This is a genomic window from Rhodospirillales bacterium (assembly GCA_016710335.1).
Lineage (GTDB): Bacteria > Pseudomonadota > Alphaproteobacteria > Rhodospirillales > Defluviicoccaceae > JADJXQ01.
Window position 1 is genome coordinate 179,746 of sequence record JADJXQ010000001.1, and the last position, 13,386, is coordinate 193,131.

The 13,386-nt window shown below is 69.8% G+C and carries 11 protein-coding genes; 10 read left to right on the top strand and 1 reads right to left on the bottom strand.

Going from position 1 to position 13,386, the window contains the following annotated elements; translation table 11 throughout:
- The first annotated feature begins 1 nt into the window (after window position 1).
- From IPM60_00840 to IPM60_00885, 10 genes are all read left to right on the top strand, one after another.
- Window positions 2–1,129 carry a DegT/DnrJ/EryC1/StrS family aminotransferase gene (locus tag IPM60_00840; GenBank protein ID MBK8906486.1) on the top strand — a complete coding sequence of 376 codons (1,128 nt, stop codon included), beginning with the start codon at window positions 2–4 and terminating at the stop codon, window positions 1,127–1,129.
- Window positions 1,126–2,046, top strand: coding sequence for an NAD(P)-dependent oxidoreductase (locus tag IPM60_00845; GenBank protein MBK8906487.1), 921 nt, complete (start codon window positions 1,126–1,128; stop codon window positions 2,044–2,046). The genes IPM60_00840 and IPM60_00845 overlap by 4 nt, the downstream gene beginning before the upstream one ends.
- Complete coding sequence (locus IPM60_00850) at window positions 2,043–3,293, top strand: glycosyltransferase family 4 protein (protein ID MBK8906488.1); 1,251 nt, start codon at window positions 2,043–2,045, stop codon at window positions 3,291–3,293. The genes IPM60_00845 and IPM60_00850 overlap by 4 nt, the downstream gene beginning before the upstream one ends.
- On the top strand, window positions 3,290–4,006 hold the full coding sequence (locus tag IPM60_00855; GenBank protein ID MBK8906489.1) for a WbqC family protein: 717 nt from the start codon (window positions 3,290–3,292) through the stop codon (window positions 4,004–4,006). The genes IPM60_00850 and IPM60_00855 overlap by 4 nt, the downstream gene beginning before the upstream one ends.
- Complete coding sequence (locus IPM60_00860) at window positions 3,999–5,756, top strand: hypothetical protein (GenBank protein ID MBK8906490.1); 1,758 nt, start codon at window positions 3,999–4,001, stop codon at window positions 5,754–5,756. The genes IPM60_00855 and IPM60_00860 overlap by 8 nt, the downstream gene beginning before the upstream one ends.
- Before the next feature lie 72 nt (window positions 5,757–5,828).
- Window positions 5,829–6,950: a DegT/DnrJ/EryC1/StrS family aminotransferase gene (locus IPM60_00865; protein MBK8906491.1), complete on the top strand. Its 1,122-nt coding sequence runs from the start codon at window positions 5,829–5,831 to the stop codon at window positions 6,948–6,950.
- Entirely contained in the window at window positions 6,943–8,058 is a 1,116-nt protein-coding gene (locus IPM60_00870) for a glycosyltransferase (GenBank protein MBK8906492.1), read from the top strand. The genes IPM60_00865 and IPM60_00870 overlap by 8 nt, the downstream gene beginning before the upstream one ends.
- Entirely contained in the window at window positions 8,055–9,155 is a 1,101-nt protein-coding gene (locus IPM60_00875) for a glycosyltransferase (protein ID MBK8906493.1), read from the top strand. The genes IPM60_00870 and IPM60_00875 overlap by 4 nt, the downstream gene beginning before the upstream one ends.
- 18 nt (window positions 9,156–9,173) lie before the next feature.
- Window positions 9,174–11,111 carry an asparagine synthase (glutamine-hydrolyzing) gene (gene asnB / locus IPM60_00880; GenBank protein MBK8906494.1) on the top strand — a complete coding sequence of 646 codons (1,938 nt, stop codon included), beginning with the start codon at window positions 9,174–9,176 and terminating at the stop codon, window positions 11,109–11,111.
- Window positions 11,108–11,956, top strand: a complete 849-nt coding sequence (locus IPM60_00885) for a hypothetical protein (protein MBK8906495.1) — start codon at window positions 11,108–11,110, stop codon at window positions 11,954–11,956. The genes asnB and IPM60_00885 overlap by 4 nt, the downstream gene beginning before the upstream one ends.
- 159 nt (window positions 11,957–12,115) lie before the next feature.
- Here the strand turns inward: IPM60_00885 and IPM60_00890 are convergent, their stop codons facing one another.
- Window positions 12,116–13,015 carry a hypothetical protein gene (locus IPM60_00890; protein MBK8906496.1) on the bottom strand — a complete coding sequence of 300 codons (900 nt, stop codon included), beginning with the start codon at window positions 13,013–13,015 and terminating at the stop codon, window positions 12,116–12,118.
- Window positions 13,016–13,386 lie beyond the last annotated feature (371 nt).

Consider the following 13,386-nt stretch of genomic DNA (forward strand, 5'->3'; position numbering starts at 1 on the left):
GATGACCGCGACGAAACGTACGGTTCCCTTTTTTAAACCGTACTTCCCGGAGCGCATGCAGCGGAGCATCAGCGAGGCGCTGAACGGCGTTCTCGCCTCCGGCGCGCTGATGATGGGCCCCTACAAGGAACGCTTTGAACGGAACTTCGCGAACCTGTGCGGGGTCGAACACGCCGTCAGTCTCAATAGCGCGACAACGGCGCTGCAGATCAGCCTCGAATACTTCCGCGCGGCTGGTCACGAGGTTCTCGTGCCGGCGGGAAGTTTCGTCACCGACGTCTCCGCCGTCCTGTTCGCGGGCGGCGAGCCCGTCCTCGTCGACATGAACCCCGAGACGCTCTCCTTTGATCTCGCGGATCTCGAACGCAAGGTGACCGCCAACACGCGGGGCGTGATCTGGGTCCACCTGACCGGAGTGATCAGCCACGAGTACCGCGAGATCCAGGCGTTTGCCCGACGGCACGGACTGTTCTTGCTTGAGGACGCGGCTCACGCCCACGGCGCGACGATCGCGGGTCAAGCAGCGGGGTCGCTCGGCGACGCCGGCGTGTTCAGCTTCTATCCCACCAAGGTCGTCACCGCCGGCACGGGCGGCATGCTCACCACCAACGACGCCAAACTCAAACGGTATGCGGAGGAAATGCGTCTGTTCGGCAAGGACGTCGAGAGCGGCGACGTCGTTCGCCTCGGAAACGACTGGTTTCTCGATGAAATCCGCTGTTGCGTCGGCTGCCATCAGGTCGAGGCTCTGGACGAGCAGCTTCGCTGTCGTCGGCGCATCGCCCGCCGGTACTCGGAAGCGCTCCGCAATCAGCCGGGCCTTCGCCTCCTGAACGTGCCCCGCGATCACCAGCCGGCATGGTATCACTACACGGTGTTCGTCGATGAGGCGATCGACTACGACGCCCTGGCCTCCCGGCTCCGCAAGGAGCACGGCGTCCACACGAAGCGGATCTACAAGCCGACCCACCATGAGCCGGTCTTCGCGCACCTGAATGATGGCACCCTTGGCGCGACGGAACGGACGCTGGATCGATCCCTGTGCCTTCCCCTGTACGTCGACCTGTCGGATGCCGATGTCGCCTACGCCGCAAACGCGGTCGTCGCTGCGGTGCGGGCGGTGTCTTGACTGCGAGGGTCCTGGTCACCGGCGCCGGCGGCTACCTCGGCGGCTGCGCCGCGGCTCATCTTGCCGCCGCGGGACTGGACGTGGCCGGGACCGTGTACCGGCGCCGCGCTCCTCTTCCGGCGGGAGTCAGAGGGATAGCGTGCGATCTCGCCGACGGCGCCGCCGTGGACAGCCTGATGCGATCAGAACGGCCCGACGTGGTTGTCCACGCCGCCGCAGCCGTCGGCTCCAATGGGAGTCCCGCGTTCGCCGCGCGGGCGCTTCGCGACAATCTTGCGGCGACAGCCATCGTGGCCAGCGCGGCGGTGGAGCACGGCTGCGCCCGCGTGGTCTACTGCTCGACCATCAGTGTGTATGGCAGGCGACCGGCGCGCGACCCGGCGTTCGCCGAGAGCGATCCGGCGCAACCGCGCGGTGCCTACGGTCAGAGCAAGTATCTCGGCGAACAGGCCTTGGACATCGTGGCGGCCAACAGCCGGGCCACCGCGGTCAGCTTGCGACTGGCGGGCATCCATGGTCCGCCGCGGCGGACGGGGGCGGTGGCGGCGATGGTGACAGCGGCCGCCGCGGGTCGCCCCGTCGTCGTTCGCGAACCCGAATCACGCTATCGTTTTCTTTTCATCGACGATGCCGTGATAGCCGTGCGCCTCGCGGTAACCGCCGAGCTTCCTGCCGGTCATCACCGCTTCAACATCGCCAGCGGCGAGGCGGCGACCCTGGCCCAGTTGGCGCAGCGAATCGTCGCGATGACCAAGACCGGATCTCGCGTCGAGAGCAGCGATGGCGCGCACGCACGTCAGGAAGCGATGTGCATCGATCGAGCGCGGGCAGCCCTCGGATTTGCGCCACGGTCGCTCGAGGACCGCCTGCCGCCGCTGATCGACTGGCTGCGCGGCTCCGCAACGTCCGCGGAATGATCGCCGCGCAAGATAGCGAGACGCCATCCCTCGCGCCGCTCCGGGTTCTGTGTCTCGACATCGAAGGCGGGCACGGGGGCTCGTCGCGCAGTCTGTTCGAGTCGGTCCGTCATACCGATCCGGGGACGGCGCGGGTGGAGGTGTGGTGCAGGCGCGACGGGCCGGTGCAGGAGCGCTACGCGGCGCTCGGCGTCCCCTGCCGGGTGACGCCGGACATGCCCAAGGTCAGCGCGCTGCCGCGGCTTTCGCGAAACCTCATCGTCCACGCCGGGTTCGTCCGTGATTTTGTCCGCGCCTCCGGCTTCAGATCCGAGTTGGCGCGGGAGGTTGCGGCGCGGTTCGACGTGGTGCACTTCAACCACGAGGCCCTATGGCTTCTGGCGCGATGGCTCCGGTCGCGCACCGCCAAGCCGCTGACCATGCACATCCGGACCAACCTCTGGGACACGCCGTTCGCCCGCCGGCAAGTGCGGACCATCGCCCACTGCGTCGACCACGTGGTGTTCATCAGCGAAAACGAACGCGCCACCCACCGCAGGCTCGGCGCGCCGGGACGCGGCACCGTCATCCACAACATCGCGACCCTGCCAGATACCGAGCCGGAGCCGCATCCCGCGATCCCCGATGACGGGCGCTTCAAGATCGCGTCGCTCTCCAATACGTCCTGGCTGCGCGGCACCGACCGTCTGGTCCACGTGGCGGCGGCGCTGGCGGCGCGCGGCCGCCGCGACGTGCTGTTCGTCGTAGCCGGCGACGTCGCCCTCGGCCGGTCGATGCCGGGGGCCCTCGGCAGCCTCGCGCGCCGCGGTGGCACGTTGAAGGACTACGCCATGGCCGAAGGCGTGGGCGACATGGTCCTGTTCCTGGGCCATGCCCGCGAGCCGGAGCGGGTTCTTGCGGCCTGCGACGCGCTTGCCAAGCCGACGCGTGAGAACAACCCGTGGGGGCGCGACATCATCGAGGCGATGGCGATGGGCAAGCCGGTGTTCAGCGTCGGCATCGACGCGACGTTCGTGGAAACCGGCGAGACCGGCGTCCTGCAGCCGGCTTTCGATGCGGACGACCTGGCCGACCGGATCATCGCCCTCGCCGGCGACCGCGAGGCCTGCCGCAAGCTCGGTGACCGCGGGCGCGAGCGTGTCGCACGCCTCTGCAATGGCCCCCGACGGGCGGCGGACCTGGTGGCGGTGTGGCGGCAGGCGGTCGCGGAGCGGCGGGAGAAGCAGGCCGAGGCCGCCGGGTCGTGACCGTCGTCGCCATCCATCAGCCGAATTACATGCCGTGGCTGGGATACTTCTGGAAGATCGCCCGCGCCGACGTGTTCGTGCTGCTCGACGACGTCCAGTACAGCAAGGGCAGTTACATCAACCGCACCCGCATCCTTGGCGCGGATGGCGCCCCGCGCTGGCTGTCGGTGCCGGTATCGGCGCGCCTTGGCGACGCCATCAACCGGGTGCGGCCGGCGGCGCCTAGCTGGCCGCAGCGGCACCTCGACGTCCTCCGCCCGGGTTACCGGCGCGCTCGCTCGTTCACGGAAACCTGGCCGGAGATCGCCTCGCTCTACGAGCACCTGCCCGAGAGCGACCTCGCCGGCGGCAACCGCCTGCTGATCGAGCGGCTCTGCGACGTGCTGGAGCTGCCTCGCCGTTTCGTTCTTTCATCGTCGCTCGCGACCGACGATGCCGTCGGCGATGACCGTCTCGTCCGCATCGTCGAGGCCGTCGCTCCCGGAGGCACGTACTTGTCCGGGCGCGGCGGCCGCGGCTACCAGGACGAACGGAAGTTCCGTGACGCCGGACTTCGGCTGGTCTATACCGACTTCACCCACCCGGAGTACACACAATGGGCAGGTTCGTTCGTGTCGGGGCTCTCTATCCTCGATGCGCTATTTCACTGCGGCCGGGTTGCGGTCTCCGGCTGGCTGCGCAGGGCCACTTCGGGAGCAGGCGCCTTTGCCTGACAGCGTTAACATCCTCGGCATCCACGACGGCCACAACTGCGGCGCCACGCTGGTCCGCGACGGGGTGGTGGTGGCGTCGGTGTCCGAAGAGCGACTGACGCGGCGGAAGAACGAGGCCGGCTACCCGCGACGCTCCATCGAGCGCTGCCTCGCGATCGGCGGCATCGACGCCGGCGAACTCGACGACGTGGCGTATGCGTCCCTGTTCATGCACCGCATCGAGTACCTCACCGACCTCGAGCCGTGGTATCTGCTCGGGATCGAGGACCAGCGCAAGGACGCGCGCAAGAACACGAGCCACCAGCAGAAGCTGATGTTCGAGGTCCGCCGCCGGGAGCGGATCGACACCGTTGCCGAGCATCTCGGCGTGGCGGCGGAGCGGGTTTCGTTCGTCGAGCACCACCTCGCCCACCTTGCCGCGGCGTACTACACGGCGCCCGGTCTGGCGCCAGGCGAGCCGGTGCTGGGCCTTACCTGCGACGGCGCCGGCGACGGCATCGCCGGCACGGTGTCGCTCTGCGACGGCAACACCATCACCCGCATCGCCGCCACCGACCGCAACGCCTCGCTCGGCAAGATCTATTCCCGCATCACCATGCTGATGGGCATGAAGCCGTGGGAGCACGAGTACAAGATCATGGGCCTCGCCCCCTACGCCGATCGGGAGCGCAGCGACCAGGCCGCCGAGGCGCTGCGGGGGCTGATCCGGCTCTCCGACGACGGCCTCGCGTTCGTCAAGGCGGGGGAGCTTTCCACCAACTACTGCTACGAGTCTCTGGCCCGCGCCTTCGAGCGGGTGCGGTTCGACACGATCGCCGGCGCCGCGCAGTTGTTCACGGAGGAGATGCTGACCGCCTGGGTCCGTGCCGCGATCGCCGCCACCGGGCGCCGGCGGATCGTCTGCGGCGGCGGCGTGTTCATGAACGTCAAGGCGAACATGCTGATCGCCGCCCTGCCGGAGGTCGACTCCCTCTTCGTGATGCCGAGCGCCGCCGATGAGTCGCTCTCCATCGGCGCCGCGCTGCACCGCTGTCACGAGCGCCTTGGATCGACCGACCATGGCGCCAGCACCCTGAACCACCTCTATCTCGGCGACGCCTACGACCGCTCTGCCGAGGAACAGGCCCTGGATGCGCTCGCCGGCGCCGATGGCGTCGCTGTTCGGGACTGCGACGATCCCGACGCCGTTGCCGCCGGCCTGCTCGCGGACGGCGCCATCATCGCCCGCTGCCGCGGCCGCATGGAGTGGGGCGCGCGGGCTCTGGGCAACCGCAGTATCCTCGCCAGCGCCCACGACGCCGGCGTGGTCGATCGCATCAACCGCGCCATCAAGCAGCGCGACTTCTGGATGCCGTTCGCGCCGTCGGTGCTGGCCGAGAGCGCCGACCGCTATTTCGATGATCCGAAAGGACTAGCCTCGCGGTTCATGACGACCGCGTTTCCGTCGCGGCCCGAGACGCGCGGAGACCTGGTTGCCGCCGCCCATCCCCGCGACCGCACGATCCGCCCGCAGGTGGTGACGGAGGACGCCAATCCGGCTTATCACCGCCTGCTCCAGCGGTTCGAGGCGCGGACAGGGCGCGGCGTGGTGCTGAATACGTCGTTCAACATTCATGGCGAGCCGATGGTCGACACCCCGGCCGACGCCGTCGACGTGTTCCTGCGCTCCGACCTCGACCACCTGATCCTAGACCATTTCGTCGTCGCCCGCGACCGGGCAGCGGCCGCACTGCGGCGAGGCGCGGCATGAGCCGCACGGCGGCGGGGCGCGGCATGAGCCGCACGTCATGAGCGGCGGCGCGGCATGAGCAGCGCAGCGCCGATCCCGTTCGTCGATCTCAAGGCCCAGTACGCGCGCCTGAAGCCCGGCATCGACGCCCGCATCCATGCCGTCCTCGACCACGGCCGCTACATCCTGGGGCCGGAGGTGGCGGAGCTGGAGGCGGAGCTTTGCCGTGTCTCCGGCGCCCGCCACGCCGTCGGCGTCGCCAGCGGCACCGATGCGTTGCTGGTGGCGCTGATGGCGGAGAGCATCGGGCCGGGCGACGCTGTATTCCTGCCGGCGTTCACCTTCCCGGCGACGGCGGAGGTGGTCTGTTGCGTCGGCGCCGAACCGGTGTTTGCCGAGGTCGAGGCGGAAACCTTCAACATCGACGTCGCCGACCTGGAGCGACGCATCGACGCGGTCCGCAGGAAAGGCCGCTTGCGCCCCCGCGCGGTGATCGCCGTCGACCTTTACGGGCTGCCGGCCGACTACGACGCCGTCCGCGCCGTGTCGGATCGGCACGGCCTGTTCGTCATCGCCGACGCCGCGCAGAGCTTCGGCGCCCGCCGCGGCGGCCGCGGCGTCGGCACCCTGGCGCCGGTCACCGCGGTCAGCTTCTATCCGGCCAAGCCGCTCGGCGGCTACGGCGACGGCGGCGCCATCCTCACCGACGACGATGGGCGCGCCGACCTGCTGCGCTCGCTCCGCGTCCACGGCGAGGGCGGCGGGCAATACGACATCGTCCGCATCGGCCGCAACGCTCGCCTTGACACGCTGCAGGCCGCCATTCTGCTCGCCAAGCTGGAGGCGTTCGCGGAGGATCTGGCGGCGCGCAACGCCGTCGCCGGCTGGTATGACTGTCGCCTGGACGGCATTGTCGCGACCCCTGGCCGGCCGCCGGAGACGCAAAGCGCCTGGGCCCAGTACACGCTGGTGCTCGACTCCGGCGAGCGCGATCGGGTGCGGAACCGGCTCAAGGCCGAGGGCGTGCCCACCATGGTGTACTATCCGGCGCCGCTGCATCTGCAGCCGGCGTTCGCCCGCTTCGGCGGCGGGAGCGGCTCCCTGCCGGTCAGCGAGGATCTGTGCCGGCGGGTGGTGAGCCTTCCCATCCATCCCGACCTGGACGAAGGCACGGTCGACCGCATCGCCGAGGCGGTGCGTCGCGCCGTTGCCTGACGGCGTCCATTCCGGGCCGCGCTCGGGCGCCCCTCCGACCATCGCGTTCGTGCTGCCGTCCTTCGCCGGCGGCGGCGCCGAACGGGTGATCCTCACTCTCATCGCCCGCCTCGATCGCACCCGCTTCCACCCCCACCTCATCGTCCTCGACGCCCACGGCCCGCTGGCGTCGTGCGTTCCCGCCGATATACCCGTCATCACCCTCGGCCATGGCCGGCTGCGGAGCGCGCTGCCGGCGTTGGCGCGCGCGCTCCATCGTCTCAGGCCCGCCGCCGTCGTAGCCACCATCGGCTACCTCAACCTCGGCGTCCTCGCCCTCAGGCCGGTGCTGCCCGCCCGCACCCGCATCATCGTCCGCGAAGCCAACTTGCCCCTGCCGGCGCTCCGCGGCCTGCCGACCTCGGCGCCGGCGCGCTGGCTCTACCGGCGGCTCTACCGCCGCGCTGACGCAGTCGTCTGTCCTGCCGAAGCGGTGGCGGAAGCAATGATCCGCGAGCACCGCATTTCTCCGCACCAAATCCACGTCGTCTACAGCCCGGTCGGCGTGGCCGCCGTGCGCGCCGCGGCGGTCCCGATCGAACGGGCCCCCGGAGCGGGCCCGCGCCTCGTCGCCGCCGGCCGGCTGCACCGGCAGAAGGGGTTCGATCGGCTGCTGCCCCTGTGTGGCGAGTTGCCGCCGGACGCGCGCCTCTGCATCATGGGCGAAGGCCCCGCGCGCGAAGAACTGGCCGGCCAGGCGCGCCGGCTGGGCGTTGCCGACCGCGTCGGCTTCCCGGGGTTCCGGTCCGATCCCTGGCGCCTGATCGCCGGCGCCGATGCGTTCTTGCTGCCGTCGCGGTGGGAGGGGATGCCGAACGTAGCGCTGGAGGCGCTGGCGCTCGGCGTCCCGGTCATCGCCACGCCCGAGGCCGGCGGCATCGTGGAAGTGGCGGCGCTGGCCCCCGCGGGCGCCGTTACCATCGCCGCGGCCGGACCGTCCTTCGCCGCGGCGATGGCGAGCGTACGCCCCTCGCCGCCCACGGGGCTGCGCGCAAGCCTGCTGCCGGTTGCGTTCCAGATTGAACCGGCGGTCCGGCGCTTCGAAGCGCTCCTGGACGCCGTGACATGAGGGTCCTCCACGTCATCACCGACCTGGACACCGGCGGCGCCGAAAGCACCCTGGTCGCCCTGGTCACCGCCGAGCGCCCGCACCGCCCCGAGCAGCATGTGGTCAGCCTGCTGCCGGACGGCGTCCTGGCGCACCGCCTCCGCGACGCCGGGATTCCCGTCAGCAGCCTCGCCATGCGCCGCGGCAGGCCGAGCATCGCGGCGGTGTGGCGGCTGGCCCGACTCCTCCGCGCCACGAAGCCGGATGCCGTGCAAAGCTGGATGTACCACGCCGACCTCATGGCTGCCGCCGCGTGGCGGCTGAGCGGCCGCTCGCGGGACACGCGCCTCTACTGGGGGGTGCGCTGCTCCGACATGGACGGCCGCCGCTACGGCGGCGCGTTCCGCCTGGTCCGCGCCGCCTGCGCCCGGCTGTCCCACCTGCCCATGGCGGTGGTCGCCAATTCCGACGCCGGCCGTGCCTGGCATCGCGGGCTCGGCTATCGGCCGCGGCGGTTCCCGGTCATCCGCAACGGCATCGACACCGACCGCTTCCGTCCCGACCCGGACGCCCGCGCGGCGCTCCGCCGTGAACTGGGCATCGACGCCGCCACGCCGTTGCTGATCCACGTCGCCCGCGTCGATCCGATGAAGCACCACGCCACCCTGGTCGCCGCCCTCGACCGCCTGCCCGGCGTGGCGGCGCTGGCAGCCGGCGCGGAAACCGAGGCGCTGCCCCCGCATCCCCGCCTCCATCGCCTTGGCCGCCGGGACGACGCGCCGCGGCTCTACGCCGCCGGCGACGCGGTGGTGTCCACCTCGGCCTTCGGCGAGGGGTTCTCGAACAGCGTCGCCGAAGGTATGTCGGCGGGCCTGCCGGCGATCGCCACCGACGTCGGCGACGCCCGCATCCTCGTCGGCGACTGTGGCACGGTGGTGCCGCCGCGCCAGCCCGCGGCGTTTGCCGACGCGGTCCAGGCGGTCCTGGCTGTGCCCGCGGAGTCCAGGGCGGAACTCGGCCGGCGGGCGCGGGACCGCATCGTCACGCGGTTTTCGCTGCAGCGGATGGTGGCGGCGTTCGATGCGCTGCATCGGGGTGAGTTGACGGATCCGGGATGAGGGTGAGATGAAGGGCCCATGTGCGGGATAGCCGGCCTTGTCGACTTCGCGGGGCTTGACTCCGGGACCCTGCCGGAGCGGCTGCAGCGGACGCTCGACCGGTTGACGCCGCGCGGGCCCGACGATCGCGGCGTCTGGCAGGACGACCATTGCGCCCTCGCCCACACCCGCCTAGCCGTCATCGACCTCACCGCCGGCGGCCACCAGCCCATGGCCGGCCACGGCCGGGTCGTCACCTACAACGGCGAGATCTATAACTTTGCCGAGTTGCGCCGCGAGCTTGCGGCGCGCGGCCACGCCTTCGCTTCCCGGAGCGACACCGAGGTGCTTCTCGCCGGCTGGGCCGAGTGGGGTCCGGCGCTGCTCGACCGGCTCAACGGCATGTTCGCCTTTGCGTTGTGGGACGCGGACCGGCGCCAACTGATCATCGCCCGCGACCGCTTCGGCAAAAAGCCGCTGGTGTTCCGCCACGACGGCGCGCGGCTCGCCTTCGCCTCCGACATCGTGGCGCTGAGGCACATCGCCGGTTGCGGGGTGGCCATCGATCCGACCGCGCTGCGGCTGTTGTTCCGGCTCAAATACATCCCGGAGCCGTGGACGATCGCTTCCGGCGTGCAGAAGCTGCCGGCGGGGCACATGGCGACGATGACCGCGCAGGGCATGGCCGTGCACCGCTGGTACGATCTGCCGCGGCACACGCCTCGACCTTACGCCGATGAGCAGACCGCGGCCGCCGACCTGCGGGAGCAGTTCGATGCGGCGGTCGGCGATCGCCTGGTCGCCGACGTGCCGATCGGGGCGTTCCTGTCGGGCGGCATCGATTCGGCCCTGGTCGCCGCCGCCCTCGTCCGCCGCGGCGGTCCTCTTCGCACGTTCACCGTCGGGTTCGCCGGCGCCTCCGCATACTACGAGGAGCGGCCGCAGGCCCGCGCCGTGGCCGCTCACCTCGGCCTCGACCACACCGAGATCGAGGTCGGGCCGGACGAGGCGCGCGCCGTCATCGACCAGGTGCTGGACGCCTGCGACGAGCCATTCGCCGACTCGTCGGCGATCCCCACTTTCATCCTGTCGCGGGAAACGCGCCGGCACGTCACCGTCGCCCTCTCCGGCGACGGCGCCGACGAGGTGTTCGGCGGCTACCGCAAGCACCTCGGCGAGGGCGCCGCGGCGCGCTATGCAACCCTGCCGCGCTGGCTGCGCGAGATGGTGATCGAACCCGCGGCCGCGCACCTGCCGGAAGGCAAGGACAGCGCCTGGCGGGAGCGGGCGCGGCGCCTCAGGCGTTTCCTCGATCATGCCAGCAAGGACGCCGCCGCGCGCCATGCCGGTTGGGCCAGCACCCTCGGCGAAGGCGAACTGGACCGCCTGTTCACCCGCGCCGTTGCGCCGGGAGCGACGACGGTGGAGTCGCTTGTCGCCATGTTCGAGGCGCAGGCCGGCGGCGATGACGGCATCAACGCCATGCTGTCGGCGGACATCGCGCTGGTGCTGCCGGGCGACATGCTGGTCAAGGTGGACCGCATGAGCATGGCGCACGGTCTCGAGGTGCGCTGCCCGTTCCTCGACCACCGCGTCGTCGAGTGCGCTGCGGCGATGCCGGGGTCGTTCAAGATAGGTAGCGGACAAGGCAAGCGCATCCTGCGCGGTGGAGAAGGCAAGCGCATCCTGCGCACGGCATTTGCCGACCGCCTGCCGGCGGAGGTGTTCGAGCGCCCCAAGAAGGGCTTCGAAGTCCCGATCGCCCGCTGGCTTACCACCGAGCTTCGCGACATGACCCGGAACGCCGTCGATCCCCGCCGGCTTACCGAGCAGGGTATCGTGCGCCCGGACCTGCCGGCGCAATGGCTCGCGGACCTCACGTCCGGGCGGCGCGACACCGCCTGGGCGCTGTGGACGCTCGTCGTGTTCCAGGCATGGGCCGACCGTAATGGCAACCCGGAGATCGCAACGCAATGATGACGCGTCCCGTTCGTACAGCATGCGCCGCCGTGCTGCTTGCGCTGGCGGCGGCGCCGGGGGTGGCGCCAGGAACGGCAAACGGCGCGGACGTCGGCCTCAACGACATTCGCCGCCTCCTTGCCGCCGGCCGGTTCAGCGATGCCGCGGCGGCCGGCGAGGCCGAGGGCTCGGCGCAGTCACTGGCGCTGGCCGCTCAGGCGCTGGGCTACGAGGCCCGCTGCCGGTATCGCGGCGACGATGCGCAGCAAGCCGCGTTGTTCACCCGGGCCGGCGAACTCGCGCGGCGGGCAACGGCGCTGGACGAAACGGACGCCCTCGCCTGGCGGCAGTTGGCGCGGGCGCGCGGCCACCTTCTGGAGAAGGACCGGGGCGCCTTGTCGCACGCCGCGGCGGTCGCGGAGTTGGGCGCGGTGGTCGATGCGCTCGACCGGGCGAAGGCGCTCGATCCCGCCGATCCGGAGACCGAGATGGCGCTGGGGGTGGTGGAGGCCAGCAAGCTGGTGGTGTCACGGGAGGCGTTGTTCGGGTTGTTCTCGGTGATGGGGGATCGGGAGGCGGCGCTGCAACACTTTTGCCTCGCCGCTCGCCTCGCCGACCGTAGCGACGATCCGGTCGGCCGGGTGGTGGTTCATACCGCGATCGGCAACAGCCTGTGGCGGCTGGATCCCGACCTTTACGGCGGCAGCGCCATCCGCCACCTGGACGAGGCGCTGGCGGCGTGCGACGGCGGCCACGCCGTCTGCGCCTGCATCCACGAAGAGGTCGCAGAGCTTCGGCAAAGCATCGCCGGTGCGGGCGCAACCGGAACGTCGAGAGAGGATGCGGAGGACTGCCCCCGCTGACGGCGCCAGCAACGCCGTCCGCGCCGCCTGCCGCCATCGGGCCGGATGGAACCGGGATCCCAGGATCGCCGTTGATGCCCGGCACGCAAAAAAAAGGAGGCCGGGTTCACCGGCCTCCTTGACGTTCGCCTTATCCGCGCGAGGCGGAGAAGGACAAGCTTAGATGACGACAACCACGATCGGGGTGTCGATGGTCACGCCAGAGTCGGCGTCGATCACCGAGTCCGGATCCTGCAGAAGCCGGTTGAGGCCGGCGGTGTTTGTGTTGACGCGGACGTCGAACGAGTTGCTGTTGTCGTCCTCGATCGTCAGCAGCGCCGCCGAGTTGTTCAGCTTGATGACGGTGATGGTGTCGATGTCATCGATGCCGGTGAAGTCGAGGAGCTCGCGGAAGTTGAAACCATTCACCCGGTCGAAGTCGCCGTCGAAGTCCGAGACCTTGTTCTCGTCCGGGCCGTCGCCCCACTCGTAGGTGTCAATGCCGCCACCGCCAGTCAACTGGTCGTTGTTCTTGCCGCCGTTGAGGACGTCCCTGCCGGCACCGCCATTCAGGCTGTCGTTGCCGTCGTTACCGCTGAGGTCGTCGTTGCCGCCCTCGCCCAGCAGCGTGTCGGCGGCGTTGCCACCGGTGAGGGTGTCGTTGCCGGTGCCGCCCTCGACGGTGTCTCGGCCGTTGCCGCCGTTGACTTCGTCGTTGCCCTCGTTGCCGTCAAGGAAGTCGTTGCCGTTGTCGCCGTTGATGGTGTCGCCTAACCGGCCGCCTTCGATGGAGTCGTTGCCGCCGCCGCCGTTGATCAGTGCGGAGACTTGCAGGTCATTGGCGGTGCCCGCCGGGTCGAACTCAATTGTGTCGTCGCCGCCCCTGGCATTGATGGTCAAGCCCTGGCCCGGGGACAACGGCACGTCGATGGCGACGCCGCCGGACGTGACGATGCTGGTCGGGTTGATAGGGGGTCCGTCGCCGTCGATCTCGAACGGATCTTCCGAAATAAGGAAGTCGTCGCCGTTGGTGCCGGTCAGGACTACGTCGCCGTTGTCTAGACTGAATGCGAATGGCATTTTTTATTCCTCCTCGAGAGTTCTGCGCGCGCCTGTTGGGCGCTATCCCACTTTCCAATGGGGGACATCGGCCATGCCTCGCCGGCATGCTTGAGCCGCCCCCTGTAGACCGGTCCGGCCGTCCTAGCCATCCCTCATCTTTAATATACTCTTCAGCTTCATCCCCTGGCAAGAAAAAACGCATTGCCGACACTTTGTTGCAACCGTATGAACGCTGCCGGCCGGAGTTCTCCGCAAATGGATGCATACCCTACTCCGTTCGAAACCTATTGGAGAAGCTCGCGCGTAAGGAATAGGATCGCAAAAGTAGTGCATGTTTTGTTGCGTGCGCAAGACGGTAGCGAAAAACGACTTGTGATCGAAGTTTTTTC